Source organism: Acidimicrobiia bacterium (assembly GCA_041676705.1).
Taxonomy (GTDB): Bacteria; Actinomycetota; Acidimicrobiia; order Acidimicrobiales; family SKKL01; genus Actinomarinicola.
The window spans coordinates 97,659-114,942 of the sequence record JBAYRL010000006.1; the positions used below are offsets into that span (position 1 = coordinate 97,659).

The window sequence follows — 17,284 nt, forward strand, 5'->3', positions numbered from 1 at the left end:
TTCGGAACTTGGCTACCGGCTCATAAGAATCCGGAGCCGTATCACTTCCTGTGACACACAAACGATCGGAGCTCATCAAGGCGAATTAAGGATTTGGTGAAAGATTTTCTTAAATTCCGCTGGAAATGGGCCGATCGACCCACCGATAGCCAAAAAGGCCATAAACAAAGCCCGGAAAACCTCATCTTTAGAGCTCGCGGGCCGATAGAGACTTCATGTCTATGCTTCGCGCCGAAGAGCAGCTAGGGCAGCTGAGCCAAACCTTATGGCACCAACGTCGATTGGTAGAGCTTTTGCTGTACCGACTAGAGACACAACAATTGGTGCTGGCCGCCAACCGTACCCGTTGGGTTGACCAAGCCTCTCGCGATGTGGAAGACGCCATTACCGCTCTTCGAAACGAAGAACTATTACGAGCCACCCAGGTAGCAGCCGTGGCCCCATCTCTAGGTGTTGCAGCCGATGCCAGCCTTTCCGAACTGGCAGCGGCCGCTGGCGAGCCTTGGCGACAGATCTTGCGTGATCATCAAACCAGCTTCCTCACTCTTATTGCCTCTATAGAGTCGGTAAGTCGAGACAATCGTGAACTTTTGGCCCAAGGCTTGGAAGACACCCGTAACTTTATGGCTCGCCTCACCAAGACCCCTTCACTAGATGGCTATTCGCCGGAAGGCACCGGAACCAGGGCCACCGCACGGCCCACCATGGTGGATTGGGACGTGTAAATGTCTAACTTCTCCGCACTCCAAACTGCATTATCAGGGCTTATCTCGCACCAACAGGCCCTACAAACCGCCGGGCACAACGCCGCAAACGCCGCGACCGCAGGTTTCAGCCGACAACGGGTAGACCTAATGTCGGCCGGTGGTGGGGTGGTGCCCGCCGTTTGGTCAAAGTCTGATGGCATTGGCAACGGTGTGAAAGTAGCGGGCCTGATTCGTATTCGCGACGAGTTCTTAGAAGCCCGAGCTTTAAACGAAATCGGCAAAGGCGCTTCTCTCACGGTCCAACACTCAGTGGCCTCTCGTATTGAGATGATCTTCCCCGAACCAAGTGACGTGGGTATTGCCCACCAACTGGCCGAACTTTGGGGCGCTTTCGACGATTTGGCCAACCAACCTGGTGCTCAAGCCCCCCGCATTGCACTCTTAGAACGTGCCCGCACTGTTACCGATGAGCTAAATCGTGGTGCTACCGAGCTGCACAACCTGCACCGCTCTTCAGTGGACCAAGCCAACGCCCTAGTGCATGAAGTGAACGCCACCGTAGCTCGGGTAGCCGAGCTAAACGGAGCTATTCGAAACGCAACAGCCGCCGGTCTAAGCCCGCACGATTTAGCCGACCAACGTGACCGCCTAATTGAAAGACTCGGTGAAATAGCTGGTGTGACTACCCGCGCTGGCGAGCTTGGCACCATGGATGTGTATCTAGGCGGCAGCGCTCTAGTCAGGGGCGATCGGTTTGAAGAACTAGCCCTCGTCGACACCGATGCCACGCCCCCCGGGGGCACACCCGACCCTAATGCGCCCGAGCTGCATCGATATAGCGTGCAGTGGGCTAAAGATGGTTACCCGGCCATCGTAACTAGCGGCGAAATAGGCGGTCTGCTTGAGGCCACCAATGTGATGGTGCCCCATTATTTAGATGAACTAAACGCCGTGGCCGCCGCCCTAGCTAGTCATGTAAATAGTGTGCACCAAAGCGGTTTCGACCTTGATGGAACCGCCGGGGAAGACTTCTTTGTGGGCGATGCCAGCGGCGTAGGGGCCATGAATATAAAGGTCAATCCGGCCCTTCAAAGCGACCCCAACAAAATTGCAGCTGCTAGCGCCGACGCCAACGATCCTTCTCAATCGGCAGGAACTCTTGACGCTGGCAACGCTACGGCCTTAGCGAAACTTGGTGAGCGAGGGCTATATCCGAACGGGCCTGATGCCCTCTATAGCCGGCTCATCGGTGGCCTAGGTATCGAAACCCAGGCTCTAGCACGACGAAATGCCATACAAATCGAGGTCACATCGCAGGTTGATATGGCCCGTGAAAGTGTGAAAGGCGTAAATATCGACGAAGAAATGGTGGCCATGGTGCAAGCCCAACACGCTTATGCCGCTTCGGCTCGATTGATGACCGCCATTGACGAAATGCTTCAAACCCTTATTCACAGCACTGGCTTGGTGGGACGCTAGGGCAACACGAGGCAACCCGAGGAACGAACCATGAACCGAGTAACCAACATGTCAAGCAGCAAAATGCTGCTCAACAACATCAACGCCAAAGCTCGTTCCCTGGTTGGGGCCCAAGAACGAATCGCTTCGGGCAAGCAAATTCAGCGCCCATCCGACAACCCAGCCCAAGTACTCTCGGCGCTCGACTACCGTGGTCAACTTCGACGCAATGAACAACAAGAACGTAACTCGAACGACGCCCGAACCTGGCTTGATTCCGCCGACCGGGCCTTAACCCACACCGTTGAGCGAACCGAACGAATTCGTAGTTTGATGCTGGGTGCCTTGAACGCATCTTCCGGCCACCAAGCTCGCATGGCCTACGCCGCCGAAATCGACACCATTCGTGAAGAACTGCTACAAACCTCCAACACTCAACACCTGTCGAGGCCAATATTTTCGGGCACCGAGGGTGTGGCCGACGCCTACGATGCCGACGGGTACTATCTCGGCAATGCCGGCGTAGTGGAACGCAACGTGGCTGACGGTGTCACCATCCAAGTGAACCGCTCGGGCCCAGCGGTCTTTGGCGATGAGGCCACGCCCGCCAACCCAGGTGACGCTTTAACTACCAATGAGCTGCTTGATGGCAACCTTTTTCAGGTGCTAACTGGCATTTCAGAAGCTTTGCGCAGCGGCGATATGGAAGCAGCTAGTGCTGGTCTCACCAAGCTCGACGCCGCCACCGATCGCATTGAGGCCGCCCAGGTGGAGCTAGGTGCCAGGTCCCGCCAGGTAGAAGAAATTGGTTTTCGAAATTTAGAGATAAATGTTCAACTTAAGGCCGCTTTGGCCGAAGTTGAAGATATTGATATGGCCGAATCGCTAATCGAAGTTCAAGTACAAGAAATGGCCTATCAAGCTGCGCTTTCAGTCACCGGCAAAGTTATTCAACCAACTTTGCTTGACTTCCTACGCTGAGGAAGCACGCCAACTATTAACGTGGGCCTACCCAAACGCTAAAGCCCGTATTCTCAAGGAGTACTTGTGGACAAGATTCTACTTGTCGATGACAGCAAAACTATTCGGATGCTGGTGAAGCGAAATCTGCGCCAAGCCGGTTTTGAAGAAACCGAAATCGTGGAAGCCGAAAATGGCTTGGAAGGTTTAGCGGCCGTAAAGGAACATTCCCCCGACCTCATTCTCTCTGATTGGAACATGCCGGAAATGAACGGCATGGAATTCTTACAGGCCTTGCGAGCCGAAGGTAACGACACCACTTTCGGTTTCATCACCTCAGAATCAACGCCTACCTACAAAGAACAAGCCTTGGCAGCCGGAGCGTCGTTTCTCTTGACCAAGCCTTTCAACCCCGATTCGTTCCGCCAAGCCCTAGGTATTGCATAGCCGTGCGACCGCCAGCTAACGCTTCTGCCCCACCAGTACCTATCCAAGAAGCGGTAGGTGAATTTGTTGGGGCGTTGGTGGGCAAAGGCACCGCCGCCACCAAAGTCACGCCCACGGCGATCAACCCCGATGGTCAGCACATCATTGCTACCTATATCGACACCAACGGAGAATTAGCCGCGCTTTCGCTGGCTGATTTGTCGTTCGCGGCAATCTCGGGGGCGGCCTTGGGCATGATTCCCGCGGCCGCGGCCCTAGAAGCTGCCGAGGCTGGCGAATTGTCGGAAACTCTTTTCGAAAATTATCAAGAGGTGGCCAACATAATGACCTCGCTCTTGAACACTCCGAACTCGCCTCACATGCGCCTTGATCAGATTTGGCCTTCTAATAGTCCCGAGGTTCCCGAGACGGTGTGGCACGCCATCCATAATCCGTCGAAACGGCGTGAGTTTGCCGTCATGGTGGAAGGTTACGGCGATGGCCGTATTGGGGTAATTATCTGTTAGTGGGACACCAGTAATTAGGTTGACCGGGTGATGATGGTGACCCTGGTACCTTTGCGCACCGATTCACCAGCGGGAGGGTCGGTGGTAAGAACCTCACGGCGCGGCGGCCCTAGGCGATCGCCGATCACCAATCCATTGGCTTCAAGTTTGGCAGTGGCGTCGGCCTCGGAAAGCCCCCGTACATCGGGCACCTTCACAAACGGCATACCGCTAGAGACCACCACTGTGACTTCATCACCCCTGGCGACTTCGGCACCATTGGCTGGTCGAGTACCAATCACCTGGCCTTGTGGAACTGTTTCTGAAGCTTCGCGGTCTTCAGCGGCGCTGAGGCCCAAGGCTTCCAAGGCGCCTTTGGCAGCTTCGAAGGAACCTCCAGCCACGTTAGGAACGATGCGGGGTTGCGGCCCGGCCGAAACCACAAGATTTATTATGCTTTCTTCGGGCAGTTGACCATCGTCGGTAGGGTCGTGTTCGACCGAGATAACCACCCCCGCCGGTACATCTTCGTGGAAGTTTGGCGTAATTTCACCCACCACCAAACCGGCTTCCACAATGGCCGCTTCGGCCTCTTCTTGGCTTTGCCCCTCTAGCTCGGCTGGCACTGGCACTAACGCGTTGCCAATCGAGACCCAAACGGTAAGTACACTGTCGGGGCCTTCTTCCAGTTTGGTTAAGGGCAATGGTTCTTGGCGAAGCACGACTCCTACCTCGGCCCCGGTTTCACGAACCTCCTCAACCTCCACACTCCAACCGAAGGTTTCTACCAGGCCTGCTACTGCCGCGGCGTTAACCCCCACGTAGTTGTCAACCTCATAAAGTTCGGGTTCAGCCAGGCGTTTCGCGGCCAGCACGCCGCCTGCTGTGCCGAGCCCCGCCAATAACACCAACGCCAGAACCACCAAAGGCCAGCGCCGTCGCTTTTTAGCTGTGGTTTGGTCGGTCTCAAGTGATGGGTTGAGTTCGCTCGACTCAACGTCCTCGCCGGAGTTGTCGTCCTCATCGGGGTTGATGGGTTCAGCGACCGTGACCACCGAGTTGGCAATGGTGGCATCAAGCTCGCTTGGCTCGCCATCGGGGCCAGCGCCATTAGCGTTGGTTGAGGGAACAGCCTCGGTCAAATCTTCTGGTGCTAGCGGCTTTTTGCCGCCTTCTAGTGCACCAGCTAAAGGTAAACGCTCGGGGCGAGGTAACCCTTCAGCGCAGGCCATAAACGAAACTGCCAAAGCACTGGCGTCGGGCCGCTCAGCGGGGTTTGGGTGACAAGCTTGGGTTAACACCGGACCCAAGGGACCAAAACTTTCGTCAAGATCAACTTCTTTGTCGATACGCGCCATCAACGTTGCGATGGTGGTATCGGCGGCAAAGGGCACCGTGCCACTCACCGCTTCGATCAAGGTCAAGCCCAAACCGTAAACGTCGGCTTTGCCGTCTACCCGTTCCCCTTGGGCTTGTTCGGGTGAAGCGTAGCGGGCGGTGCCCAAGACAGCCCCAGACGGTTCAGTCCAGCCCGCTTCGGCCAGCGCACGAGCCAAACCGAAATCGGCAATACGCAGTCGGGCATCATCACCAAAAAGCAGGTTGGCGGGTTTAATGTCGCGGTGTACGAAACCCCGTCGGTGGGCGTAATCAAGCGCCCGAGCTGCCTCTAAACCCACCAGCAAAGCTTGGGAAACACTAAGGCGATTGCCTTGATCAAGAAGCGCCCTCAGGCTGCCACCGCCTAAATATTCGGTGACGAGATAGGGCACTTCGTCGTGACCCCAATCGTAAACCGCCATTACGTGGGGGTGGTTAAGCGCTGCTGCGGCTTGGGCTTCGGCTTGAAAACGCCTTAAGAAGCCTTGATCATCAGCGAGCGAGGGATGCAGAATCTTCACGGCGACGCGGCGACGCAGACGCACGTCATCGGCCAGAAAAACCCTTCCCGAGGCACCAGCACCTACGGGGGCAATTAGCCGGTAACGCCCATCTAGCACTCGTCCGATTTGATCGACCATGCGCGAAACCGTCACGTTCTTAGACTAGACGGTCTAAACCCCAAGTTGGTGACACTATCATTGAGGCGTGTCTTCCTCTCCTCTTGCCTCTCCACTTGCGCTTCTCGACCGCACCATGCCGCGTCGAATCATCTATGCGGTGCTGCTAGCCATCGCCTTTGGCATTATGTATTTCGCCAGCCAGAGCGGCCAGCGCTCCACTAGCTCGGCCACCGAACGCCACCCAGCTATCGAGTCGCTCATCCCGGCCAACCAGGCCGACGTGCTGCGACAATCAAACGTAGGCATCGACTTAACCGACGGCTATCTGGCCCAGCTCACCTTGAACGGTGTCGCTATTCCCGATGCCCAGCTTTCCGGCGACCGAGGTCAAGGCCAGTTCTTATTCCAGCCAGCATCCGGCAGAGCCGTAGAAACGCTGGCTAGCGGACTGAATTGCGCCACCGCAACGTTCTGGAAAGCATCGGTGGGCCCGAACCAATCATCGGTGGTGACCTGGTGTTTCACCGCCGCATAGGGTTAGCGGTTTAGCTTTCGGGTAGCTCGCCGGTTTCTAGCAGCTTCACAAAGGCGGCTTCGTCGATAATCGGAATTCCAAGCGATTCAGCCTTGGTAACCTTTGAAGCACCGGGCGAATCACCGACCACCAGCGCCGTGGTGCGTTTCGACACGGAACCGGGTGACTTGCCGCCCCGGCTCACAATTGCATCTTCAACTTCACTGCGGCTGAATCCGCCGAGCGTGCCGGTCACGACCACGGTTAAACCAGCCAACGTTTGGGGCTCGTCAGCTCCTTCGGAGGTTGTTTCCGATTCCCCAAAGTTCAAGCCAGCGGCACGAAGCCGCTCGATTAATGCCCGGTTCGAATCCAAGCGAAACCAATTGGCCACGCTTTGTGCAATCACCGGGCCAATACCTTCTATTTGGCCTAATTCTTCGGCCGAAGCGTTTGCGATGGCGTCGATAGTGCCGAACTCGCCCACTATTGCTCGGGCTCCACCCGGACCCAAATGCCGGATGTTGAGCCCCACCAACAGGTTGGCCAACGGACGGGTTTTCGACGCTTCAATCGCCCGTCGCAGGTTTTCAACCGAAGTTTCTTTGAAGCCTTCCCAACTGGCAATGGTGTCGAAATCGAGCGAATAAATGTCGCTGATGTCGTTTAAAAGCCCGGCGGCGGCGAACAGCGCCACCCGAGATTCCCCCAAACCCTCAATGTCCATGGCCCCGCGAGAGGCGAAATATTCAATATGAGCATTGGTCCGGGCTGGGCATGTTTCGTTAATACAAAAATGGTGGCCTTCACCTTCTAAACGAACCAACGGCCCACCACAAACCGGACAATGGCTAGGGAATTGCCATGGTTGGGCCCCAGGTTCCCGCATGGAAAGCACCGGGCCCACCACCTCGGGGATAATGTCGCCCGCTTTACGGACGACCACCGTGTCACCCACCCGAACGTCTTTAGCCGCCACTTGGATTTGGTTGTGTAGGGTGGCCAAGCCAACGGTGCTACCCCCCACAAAAACAGGTTCTAAACGGGCGAAAGGGGTGGCTTTACCGGTTCGGCCGATAGAAACCTCTATGTCCAAGAGTTTGGTAGTGCGTTCCTCGGGTGGAAACTTAAAGGCTATGGCCCAACGGGGTGCTTTGGCAGTGAAACCGAACTGTTCTCGCAAAGCCAAATCATCGAGTTTTACTACTACACCGTCGATCTCATAGGGCAGGTCGTGACGATGTTCTTCCCAGTAACGACAGAACTCCATCACCTCGTCGAAGCTTGTCATGGCCCGAATGTTGTCGTTCACCGGGAAACCGTTAGCAGCCGCGAACTCTAGGGTTTCTTGATGGCTTACGAAGCTGGGGCCACCCTCAATTTCACCCAGTTGATAAGCCCAAAACTTCAAGCCGCGACTCGCGGCAATAGCAGCATCTTTTTGACGTAAAGAACCAGCGGCGGTGTTGCGCGGATTCACATATAGCGGACCTCCGCTCGCTTCTTGGTGGCGGTTTAGCTCCTCAAAGGTGGCCTTGGCCATATAAACCTCACCACGCACCTCCACCAAGCTCGGCGCATCACGGCTTAGACGCTCGGGAATTCCGTCCACGCCCCGCAGGTTTTCGGTGACGTCTTCCCCTACTCGACCATCGCCTCGGGTCGCGCCCTGCGTGAAGATTCCATCACGGTAAGTGACTGAGATGGCCAGGCCATCGATTTTGAGCTCACATACATAACGCAGCGGCTTCGTTGAGGGGTTATCCAGGGCCGCGACACGTCGTTCGGTGCGATGACCCCAAGCTTGTAGCTCCGCCAAGCCCATGGCGTTATCGAGCGACATCATCCGGCTCGTATGAACTACCGGCGCGAAAGTGGCCGAAGCTGGAGCGCCCACCTGTTGGGTTGGTGAAGAAGCGTCGCGCAAGCTGGGAAACTCTTCTTCCAGCTCGGCCAGACGGCGGACTAAAAGATCGTATTCAGCATCGGGGATTTCAGGGGCGTCATGTTGATAGTAAAGACGGTTGTGATGAGCAATCGTTTCCCGAAGAACAATCGCTTCTTCCCTAGCTTCTTCCAGCTCCATAGGCCTAAATGCTAGGCACCAATTGCCAAACGCACTCCAATGGCCTGCTCATGAATCTGGCTGGCAACTTGGCGGTTTAGGCGTAGCACGGCGTCGGCTTGGCTTAATCCATGCTGGGCCAAGCCACAAGACGGTGTTACCAATGCCTGCGCCCGCAGCTGGATTGGATCGCAACCGCTTTGCACCAGCTGACACCATGACATCGAAAGCTGCTTCCACAATCGCCCTGGTTCAAGCCCAATGGGAGCATCGGTGGGAATGGCACCCCAGGCGATCCAACCGCCGTCATCGAGGAAGCGTCCCAGGTTTTCGCCAGCGGTTTCTACCCCGCCGCCTACAGGCACGGAAAGCACCTTGGGACCGGCTTGCAACAACAATTTCCAATCGGTGTAAGCGCAACAATGCAGGCCAGTAGTGGCACGGCGTTCTAAAGTTAACAACGCACCCGAAACCAAATCGACCGCTTCGTCACGGTCCCACAAGAAATCTTCCGAGACCAAACCACCCAAGCTTGGCTCATCGAGAAACACCAGGCGCTCGGCTCGTGGTGCTAACGCATCGGCCAGATTCAACAAGGCTTCGGCACGACTTTCCACCGCCCGGCCAGCAATCTTAAAAGCCAAGTTTGGTGCCACTCCGGCCTTGGTGAGCGCCGTCGCCAAAGTGACCGGACCAGTAAGTTGCAGCTTTATTGGTTCGGTACGAAACGCAACCGCGTGCAGGAAATGTCGCCAGGTCAGAAACGGTTCGCCCCGTAATTCGGCGTCGCCTACGGGTGCTTCTGGGTCAAGCTGGTCGTGATCAATACAAAGTGTGCCGTCGGCTTCAATGGTGACACCAGCAATGCCCCAAGCCGCCTGGGCAATCATGCCTTCCATCGGCGAGCGATTGGGAAGGGTTGGCATGGCAGGAAGCTGGGTTTGGCGCGCTAATACAAAATCTACGCCGCGGTGAATTTCGGTATGCGGAAGACTACCGATAGAGGTGTCTAAACCTGGCGAAAGGCCAGCTAGCAATGTGTTTCCGCTTCCTTCCAGCAGATTCATTGTTAGCTCCTTTCCGGCACTTTGTGACCGATCCCCCACCTAATGGACTAGCCAGCAACGACCCTTCTGAGCAAATCTCAACAGTGTGAACTTAAATAGCCCCTGGCCACTTCGAGTGATTTGGTTGCTGTTACCGGTCGTGTTCGGCCCGATTTTAGACGCCGCCTTCGAGTCGCACTCCACGCCAGTGGTGTGGTTGTTATCGGCTATTTTGTGGGTGGCTTGGACCCTTGGTTTGGTGGCGACCTTTGTGCCACGTACCGTGGGTTTAACCTTCGTGCGCACCGTAACCCCGGCGGCCTTAGTGCTAATAATTTGGGCGGCCCTAACTGCTGAAACGGCTTCAACGGTGGCGGCGATTATGGCCGTGCTCGGTGCCAGTGTGGCAACCGTGGCAGTAATGGCACCAACGGCCGGTGATCTGTTTGTGAACGGTTCTGCCTACGGGTCGGAGCGGCGTTTCGCGCTACGGATTCCAGCGGCTTTGTTGTTCGGTCCCCTGTATGTGGTTTGGGCCATTGCGGTGGCCGGAGCGGTGGCCGGTCCGTTGTTGTTGGCGGCCAAGGTTTGGTGGCTTGGAGTGTTGCTTTTAGCGCTTGGTCTACCTGCTACCTACCTGGCAGTTCGTTCCCTACATCAGCTGTCGAGGCGCTGGTTGGTGTTTGTGCCAGCGGGCATGGTGATTCACGACCCCACTGCGGTAACGGCACAACTGTTTCAGCGTTCGACCATTCGCCGCTTGGGTCCGGCACCATTTGACACCGAAGGTGAAGATTTGACCGCAGGAGCAGCCGGATTGGCCTTAGAGCTAGTGCTACATGGGGTAACCAAGCTTGAGCCCGTACGTAGATTTGGGGAACCCCCAGCACCAGTTGAGACCGACACCATGATCTTCACGCCCACTCGGCCAGGTGCGGTGCTGGCGGAAGCCAAGAAACGCCGCTTTCCGGTTTAGGTTTAGGGGCAGGCGATGCCGCTGCCTATAACCTCATCGCCCTGGTAGATCACTACGCTCTGGCCTGGCGCTACCCGACGGCGTGGCTCGTGCCAGTGGACTTCGTTCCCGACCATGGTGGCTGGGGCCGCCGTTCCATGCGCTGAGGTTTGCACCAAGACCGTTTCGGGTTCAACATCTGCCACCCAAGCCAGGTTGCTAAGGCTCACGGTAGTAGTAAGAAGATCTTCGGCGCGACCAATTCGGACTCGTCGCCTGGGCACGTCAACCGCTACAGCGTATTGGCGATCGTCCGACCCGGCCACGCCCAAACCTTTACGTTGCCCGATAGTCACCAGCTCGATGGCTGGCACCTCGCCAATTTCGTTGCCATCTTCATCAACCACGGTTCCAGGGTGCAAATCCATTCGCTGCGCTAAGAAGCCAGCACGACCCGCGGTTTGGGTAATGAAACAGACATCCTGGCTATCAGGTTTCTGGGCCGTTCGAAGACCCATGCTTCCGGCCAACGCCCGAACCTCGTCTTTGGTCCGCTCCCCCAAGGGAAACATCACTTGAGCTAGTTGGTCTTGGGTCAACATGTGCAGCACATACGACTGGTCTTTGGCGGCATCAGCACCACGCGCCACCCTCTTGGTGCCATCAGCATGTTGCACCACTCGGGCATGGTGTCCAGTGGCCACGGCGTCAAAACCAAGGGTCTGAGCTCGTTCCAAAAGACTGTCGAATTTAAGGTGCCGGTTGCATTCCACACAGGGGTTAGGCGTGTATCCGGCCTGGTGAGCAGCAATGTATGGTTCAACCACATGGGTGTTGAATTCTTCGCCAAAATTGAACACCTGGTGGTTTATGCCAAGTTGTTGCGCCACTCGACGAGCATCATCAACGTCGGCCACCGAGCAACATCCGGTGTCAGATTCACCGCCCCATAACTTCAGCGTGACCCCCACCACCTCGTGGTCGAGGTCAGCCAGAATCGCCGCTGCGACCGACGAATCAACCCCGCCCGACATGGCTACCATAACTCTCATAACGCACTTCCTCGAAGCTGCTCAACTGCTTCCACAATGGCCGCCGCAGCACCGTTAATATCGGCTTCGGTGGTGGTGTGGCCAAGCGACAATCGTAGTGACCCTTTTGCTAATTTCGGCGCGATACCAATTGCTTCTAGCACGTGCGATGGCTCTAGCGCTCCGCTGGCGCACGACGAGGCCGCCGAGGCGGCTACACCCTTTTGGTCAAGCAAAAATAGCAACGGTTCTGATTCAACTCCATCGAAACATAGATGAGCAAAGCCTGCTGCTCGTTGATCTACCGGAGTTTCATGGACCCCATCAAGCTCGGCCTCAATCGCACTGACCAACCTGTCGCGCAACACTCCGACACGTGCCACCAACTCAGCGCGTTCGGCCATAACTGCTTTGGCCGCGGCGGCCATGGCCGCAATGCCTGCCACATTCTGGGTGCCCGAGCGCCGCTCACGTTCTTGGCCACCGCCTAAGGTCACGGCCCGAATGGGGGTGCCTTCTCGGATAGCAATAGCACCCACTCCTTTAGGACCACCGAACTTATGAGCACTCACGGAAATGAGGTGGGCCGCTTGAGCAGCCGCGGCTACATCAATCCAATTGGGGGCCTGCACAGCGTCAGTGTGGAGGTAAATCGGTGCCGTGGCGTTCTCGTGCTTCGAGAATTCCATCAGGGTTTGCGCAATTGGCTCTAGCGGGTGAATCGAGCCGATTTCGTTGTTCACCAACATGGTCGAAACTAGGCCGATGGCCTTTCCCCCGAATGTTGCTTGTCCCCCGAGTGTTGCTTGCTCGTTAGCCTGGCAAAGCACCTGTTCAAGAGCAATAACGTCTACCTGGCCAAACGTATTGACAGGTAGAATATGGCCACCTAGTGCTTTGGTGGGCTCAAGCACCGCGGCGTGCTCTATTGCGCTAACGGCCAAAGTCGCTTTGGTGGCCTGGGTGACGCCAAAGAGCGCCAAATTATTGGCTTCGGTACCGCCACTGGTGAAGCTCACCTCGCCCGGTCGCACTCCCAACAGCTCAGCCATCGTGTCACGCGCTTCATCAATTACTTGGCGAGCAGCCCGAGCCGCCCAGTGTGAACCCGACGGATTTCCGGCCGTGTGCTGGGTGTGGAACAACAATGCCTCGACCGCTTCAGGCCGCATCGGTGTGGTGGCGGCGTGATCTAGGTATATGCGATCAGGGTAGGTAGACGGCACGAGTTAAGGCTAGGGAGTATTTCTATAAACTACACGGCCAAAACCGGCTTTAATCAACCAAAACGCACTCTCGCTGGCGTGGTTTGCGAGCACACCAGCGAGAGAAGCGTAGAGGGTCTTTACACTGCTTTTAGGTTCTGGGCCACAAAGTCCCAGTTCACCAGCTGATCAAAGAAGTTATCGATGAAGCCGGGGCGAGCGTTACGGAAGTCGATGTAGTAGGCGTGCTCCCACACATCGAGTGTCAACAGTGCCTGAACACTGTGCTTCATTGGCAAGTCGGCATTGGCGGTTTTCATGACGGACAGCTTGCTGCCGTCGTGCACTAGCCAGGCCCAGCCAGAACCAAATTGGGTCTTGGCGGCTTCGGTGAACTCGTTGCGGAAGTTTTCCACCGATCCGAAGGCGCTTGAGAGAGCCTCTCCGACTTCACCTGAGGCTTCGCCACCACCGGTTGGGCTGAGGCAGTTCCAGAAGAAGGTGTGGTTCCACACTTGAGCGGCGTTGTTAAACAAGCCGCCTTCGGGGGCTGCCTTGATGATCTCTTCGAGCGACTTCGACTCGTTCTCGGTGCCCGCGATAAGGCCGTTTAGGTTGTCAACATAGGCCTTGTGGTGCTTCCCGTGATGATATTCAAGCGTTTCTGCGCTCATGCCCTTAGAAGCAAGAGCATCGATCGCAAACGGTAGTGCTGGCAGTTCAAAAGCCACAGTGGGTTCCTTTCCCTCTATCCATTTGTATGATTGCGAGACTAGCGGCATCGTAAGCAAGTGAGACCAGGTGGCGTGAATAACCCGTTATCGAATAACCCGTTATCGTTGCCGGAGCCTGATTATGGCCACTCGTTCGCCGATGTCTACGACAAATGGTATGCCAATGTGAGCGACGCTGCAGCGACCGCCCGTTATATCAATGCCATTGCCACCGGAACTACCAGCCGAAACGTGTTGGAACTGGGCGTTGGCAGCGGTCGGGTGGCGTTGCCGATTGCGCGCAAGGGATTAGCGGTTACTGGTGTTGATTCAAGCCAAGCCATGCTCGATTTGCTGGCCGCCAAGGCTGACTCTTCAACGGTTCGCTCACTATTGGGTGACATGGCGGTGGTTGATGAGTTGGTTGAGCAGCACCTTGGAAAGCAGCACTTCGGCGTAGTGGTCGTCACATTCAATACTTTGTTCAATCTGGCGTCACCAGAGCGTCAACTGCGGTGCCTGCAAGGAGTCGCTCGGGTGCTGGCCGACGATGGTTCTTTCGTGGTGGAAGCTTTCGTGCCTGATGTGCTGGGCTCTGATACTCCCGGGTCCTCTGTTCCTCGGTCTGAAAGCATGTTGCGGCGTGAGCTTTCCCCTACCCGAGTTACCAGGGATTCTCTAGTACTCAGCGCTACTGAGCACGATCTAGTGAAACAAACCGTGCTTGGACAACATGTGGAAATCACCGAAGCCGGTATTCGACTGCGGCCGTGGGAAATTCGGTATATGACACCAACTCAGCTGGATGAGATGGCGGCGAAGGCCGGGTTGATACTGGCAGAGCGACATGCTGGCTGGGCTGGCGAACCATTTACCGCCGATTCAGGCGTGCACGTTTCTCGCTATGTGCTTGCTGGTTAAGCTGCTTGCTAATTAAACCTTTTGGACCCAATCGCCAGCTATCCAAATCGACCCTATGAATCCGGCTATGAGCAGTGCAGCTACTAGTCCTGTGGCCAGGTTTCGAGCTTGAGTCCGGTGTTCTGGCGTAGCGCGTAATGGCAGGTAGACGAGTATGGCACCGCTAATTGCGCCGCCGATTAGACCGCCAATGTGACCACCGATAGACACGTTGGGTTGCACGAAGGTGAACACCAAGTTGATGGCGACCAGAATGCCGATGCTCGATTGCCACGGCTTCATACCTGCGGCTCGTTGGGCAACCAACATGGCCGCCATCAGTCCGAACACCGCACCTGAAGCGCCTACGGTGGGCGTTAGTGGACTTAGCCAAAGCACCGCGAATGAGCCGGCGACCAGCGAAGTGAAGTAGAGAAGGGCAAAACGTAAATGGCCTAGAGCTGGTTCGATAGATGTTCCCAGCACATAGAGCAGATACATGTTGAAGCCAACGTGCATTAGATCGACGTGGAGGAAGCCGCTGGTAAAGATGCGGTACCACTCACCAAAGTCGACGCCGATCAGCTCTTGGGTGCGGGTGATGCCCGCTGCAATAAGCCGCCCTTTTTGGAATAGGCCGCTAGCTGGCGCCCGGCCGCCGCCGTCGGTCAAGGTAAGGACGAAGATGGCCAGGTTGATAGCAACCAAGGCTTTGGTCACCAACGGATCATTTAGTTGTGCGATGTTGGCCCGTGTGTATACCCGATTATTTTTTTGTGCCACACATTCTGGGCAGTGGAAACCAACGGGTGCGGTGCGCATGCAGTCGGGACAGATGGGCCGTCCGCAGCGTTGGCAACTCACCCCGGCGCGGCGGTCGGGGTGAAAGGCGCAATAGGTGGGCGGTAGGTTCACCTGGGTGGTTACCTAACGGCCCACAAAGTTGGCATGTCCGGGACCACTTTCGAGGAATGAGTCCACTCCGATCTGGGAATCTTCGGTGCGAAACACCTGCTCAAAGAGGTCCTGCTCGATACCAAGGCCAGTAGCTAGATCAGTGCTAAGACCTTGGTCGATGGCTTGTTTTGCCAGGGCTTGAGCAACCACCGCTCCAGCGGCAAGCTCGGCGGCTAGCTCGGTAGCTCTGGGCATTAGTTCGTCGGGCTCGACTACCTCATCGGCTAAGCCCATAGCCAACGCTTCGGCGGCTTTAACTTGTCGCCCGGTGAAAATTAGGTTCTTGGCCTTGGCCGGACCAACCAGACGGGCCAGCCTTTGAGTACCACCACCACCTGGGATTATGCCAAGCAAGATCTCGGGTTGGCCGAATACCGCTCTGGTGGATGCGATACGAAAGTCGCACGCCAAAGCGAGTTCGCAGCCGCCGCCTAGGGCGAAGCCCGAAACGGCGGCAATCGTGGCACGTGGGATGGCCGCCACTGCGTCGAGGGCTGAGCGAAAGGCACCACCAATCCGTCGGGCATCTTCCGGACCACCAAATTCAGAGATGTCGGCCCCAGCCGCAAATAGGCGGTCTCCTCCGGTGATTACAACAGCGCCCGGAGCGTTGTCGGTAAGATCTTTGGCCACCGCTTCCAGCTCGGCTAGCAGCACCGACGACAGGGCATTTACCTTCGGATTGGTCAGCGTTACGATCGCTACGCCGTTTTCACCACGGTCCAGTTGTACCAAGCTCGTAGAAGACATGTAGATACCGTAGCGACCGTCGCCCATCACGTCAGATAGGGCATGCTGCTTTGCGACCGGTTAGCCGGCTTTTTGGTGTGGTTCTGGTGGGTGTTCGCCTGGTGGGTGGGGTTGGTTGGGTTTATACCATTTGTGTTTGGTTCGGTGATGAGCCGGGCAAAGCAACTGACCGTTTTGGTGGTTGGTGGGGCCGCCTGTTTCCCAGGGTTGGATGTGGTCAATTTCGCAGTATTGGGCTGGTACCCGACAGTTTGGGTATTGACAGTGCCGGTCACGTATCTGGATCGCCCGTCGCGCTGCTCCGGTGTAGAGCCTTACTTGTCGACCAAGATCAATAACCTGGTTTTCACTGTTAAACACCGCCCGTTCTACTAAAACATCCACATCGTCTAACAATGTGACTACCTGTCCGGGTGTGATCTGTGCACCAGAACCCAACTCACATATCGCCCCGGTTAATGTTTGATGGTCGATATGCACTGTGATAAGCGGCGCTATCCGAGCCCGCCCAGAACGAGTCATCGTCACATCACAGGTACAAACAACATCACTGTTGTCAACCATCTCACCACCACCATTGCTGCTCCCGTTAAAGCTGTCGGGATGGCCGTCCTTGAAGCTGTTGGGGTGGTGGCCGTGGAGTTGATCACCATTTCCAGGGGTCACACCGTTGGTTGTGCGGGTGTGTTTAGGGCATGGCTGGCTGATATGCGCAGCACGGTTAGCCATTTCGATTAGCGCGTCATAACGGCGTTGGCTTGGACTACGTTCCAAATCGGTGTTGGTGGTGTTTTCACCGTGTTTGGCTTTGGCTTGGTGCCAGTCTTGTTGCCAGAGTTCTTGTTCGATTCGTTCCAACACGGTTTTAAACCGCTCATGACCAAAAGGTTCGAACTGCACATCCAAAAACCCTGTGCCGTCAAAACCCGACGACAAAAACACACTACGACGCTCAAAACATCTCTGCGCTGCGATTTCTGCTGCAGCTGGGTCAGCGATTTTCACCCAATGATCAACCAAACGAACAAAATCGGCGAACACCAACTTGTTGGCTTGTTCCACCAACATTGCTTCAGCTTCCCCAAACA

At 56.2% G+C, this 17,284-nt stretch carries 17 protein-coding genes; 8 read left to right on the forward strand and 9 right to left on the reverse strand.

Features of this window, described 5'->3' with window-relative positions; all coding sequences use genetic code 11:
- Positions 1-215: 215 nt before the first annotated feature.
- The 5 genes from flgN (at position 216) to WC184_10340 (ending at position 4,078) form a co-directional block, all read left to right on the forward strand.
- On the forward strand, positions 216-725 hold the full coding sequence (flgN, locus tag WC184_10320; protein MFA7478269.1) for a flagellar export chaperone FlgN: 510 nt from the start codon (positions 216-218) through the stop codon (positions 723-725).
- Positions 726-2,186, forward strand: a complete 1,461-nt coding sequence (flgK, locus tag WC184_10325) for a flagellar hook-associated protein FlgK (GenBank protein ID MFA7478270.1) — start codon at positions 726-728, stop codon at positions 2,184-2,186. It abuts the gene before it with no gap.
- Between the two features lie 30 nt (positions 2,187-2,216).
- Positions 2,217-3,146, forward strand: a complete 930-nt coding sequence (locus WC184_10330; protein ID MFA7478271.1) for a flagellin — start codon at positions 2,217-2,219, stop codon at positions 3,144-3,146.
- A gap of 66 nt (positions 3,147-3,212) precedes the next feature.
- Positions 3,213-3,572, forward strand: a complete 360-nt coding sequence (locus WC184_10335) for a response regulator (protein ID MFA7478272.1) — start codon at positions 3,213-3,215, stop codon at positions 3,570-3,572.
- A gap of 2 nt (positions 3,573-3,574) precedes the next feature.
- Positions 3,575-4,078 (forward strand): hypothetical protein, encoded by a 504-nt coding sequence (locus WC184_10340; GenBank protein MFA7478273.1) that lies wholly within the window; start codon positions 3,575-3,577, stop codon positions 4,076-4,078.
- A gap of 14 nt (positions 4,079-4,092) precedes the next feature.
- On the opposite strand, the gene WC184_10345 is transcribed toward WC184_10340, so the two are convergent.
- On the reverse strand, positions 4,093-6,093 hold the full coding sequence (locus WC184_10345) for a PASTA domain-containing protein (GenBank protein MFA7478274.1): 2,001 nt from the start codon (positions 6,091-6,093) through the stop codon (positions 4,093-4,095).
- Positions 6,094-6,145: 52 nt separating this feature from the next.
- Between WC184_10345 and WC184_10350 the strand changes: the two genes are divergently transcribed.
- Entirely contained in the window at positions 6,146-6,595 is a 450-nt protein-coding gene (locus WC184_10350) for a hypothetical protein (GenBank protein ID MFA7478275.1), read from the forward strand.
- A gap of 10 nt (positions 6,596-6,605) precedes the next feature.
- On the opposite strand, the gene ligA is transcribed toward WC184_10350, so the two are convergent.
- Both ligA and WC184_10360 read right to left on the reverse strand, forming a co-directional pair.
- Positions 6,606-8,660, reverse strand: a complete 2,055-nt coding sequence (ligA, locus tag WC184_10355) for an NAD-dependent DNA ligase LigA (protein ID MFA7478276.1) — start codon at positions 8,658-8,660, stop codon at positions 6,606-6,608.
- 11 nt (positions 8,661-8,671) lie between these two features.
- The gene (locus WC184_10360) at positions 8,672-9,706 is read right to left on the reverse strand and encodes a hypothetical protein (protein ID MFA7478277.1); all 1,035 of its coding nucleotides are present in this window, start codon (positions 9,704-9,706) and stop codon (positions 8,672-8,674) included.
- Positions 9,707-9,791: 85 nt separating this feature from the next.
- Here WC184_10360 and WC184_10365 point away from each other — a divergent pair, with 85 nt between their 5' ends.
- Positions 9,792-10,661 (forward strand): hypothetical protein, encoded by an 870-nt coding sequence (locus WC184_10365; GenBank protein ID MFA7478278.1) that lies wholly within the window; start codon positions 9,792-9,794, stop codon positions 10,659-10,661.
- 2 nt (positions 10,662-10,663) lie between these two features.
- Here the strand turns inward: WC184_10365 and mnmA are convergent, their stop codons facing one another.
- From mnmA to WC184_10380, 3 genes are all read right to left on the reverse strand, one after another.
- On the reverse strand, positions 10,664-11,692 hold the full coding sequence (mnmA, locus tag WC184_10370) for a tRNA 2-thiouridine(34) synthase MnmA (protein ID MFA7478279.1): 1,029 nt from the start codon (positions 11,690-11,692) through the stop codon (positions 10,664-10,666).
- Positions 11,689-12,897 (reverse strand): cysteine desulfurase family protein, encoded by a 1,209-nt coding sequence (locus tag WC184_10375; protein MFA7478280.1) that lies wholly within the window; start codon positions 12,895-12,897, stop codon positions 11,689-11,691. Before WC184_10375 ends, mnmA begins: the two co-directional genes overlap by 4 nt.
- A 119-nt stretch (positions 12,898-13,016) precedes the next feature.
- Positions 13,017-13,607 (reverse strand): Fe-Mn family superoxide dismutase, encoded by a 591-nt coding sequence (locus WC184_10380; GenBank protein MFA7478281.1) that lies wholly within the window; start codon positions 13,605-13,607, stop codon positions 13,017-13,019.
- A 75-nt stretch (positions 13,608-13,682) separates the two neighbouring features.
- Between WC184_10380 and WC184_10385 the strand changes: the two genes are divergently transcribed.
- On the forward strand, positions 13,683-14,510 hold the full coding sequence (locus WC184_10385; GenBank protein ID MFA7478282.1) for a class I SAM-dependent methyltransferase: 828 nt from the start codon (positions 13,683-13,685) through the stop codon (positions 14,508-14,510).
- A 12-nt stretch (positions 14,511-14,522) separates the two neighbouring features.
- Here the strand turns inward: WC184_10385 and WC184_10390 are convergent, their stop codons facing one another.
- From WC184_10390 to WC184_10400, 3 genes are all read right to left on the reverse strand, one after another.
- Complete coding sequence (locus WC184_10390) at positions 14,523-15,272, reverse strand: rhomboid family intramembrane serine protease (protein ID MFA7478283.1); 750 nt, start codon at positions 15,270-15,272, stop codon at positions 14,523-14,525.
- 144 nt (positions 15,273-15,416) lie between these two features.
- Positions 15,417-16,196, reverse strand: coding sequence for an enoyl-CoA hydratase-related protein (locus WC184_10395; GenBank protein MFA7478284.1), 780 nt, complete (start codon positions 16,194-16,196; stop codon positions 15,417-15,419).
- 60 nt (positions 16,197-16,256) lie between these two features.
- Positions 16,257-17,284 (reverse strand): HNH endonuclease signature motif containing protein (locus tag WC184_10400; protein MFA7478285.1); only part of this gene is annotated, 1,028 nt, incomplete at its 5' end.

Coding starts and splice junctions, on each gene's coding strand:
- flgN (MFA7478269.1), top strand. CDS start 216: ATGTCTATGCTTCGCGCCGAAGAGCAGCTAGGGCAGCTGAGCCAAACC.
- flgK (MFA7478270.1), top strand. CDS start 726: ATGTCTAACTTCTCCGCACTCCAAACTGCATTATCAGGGCTTATCTCG.
- WC184_10330 (MFA7478271.1), top strand. CDS start 2,217: ATGAACCGAGTAACCAACATGTCAAGCAGCAAAATGCTGCTCAACAAC.
- ligA (MFA7478276.1), bottom strand. CDS start 8,660: ATGGAGCTGGAAGAAGCTAGGGAAGAAGCGATTGTTCTTCGGGAAACG.
- WC184_10360 (MFA7478277.1), bottom strand. CDS start 9,706: ATGAATCTGCTGGAAGGAAGCGGAAACACATTGCTAGCTGGCCTTTCG.
- mnmA (MFA7478279.1), bottom strand. CDS start 11,692: ATGAGAGTTATGGTAGCCATGTCGGGCGGGGTTGATTCGTCGGTCGCA.
- WC184_10395 (MFA7478284.1), bottom strand. CDS start 16,196: ATGTCTTCTACGAGCTTGGTACAACTGGACCGTGGTGAAAACGGCGTA.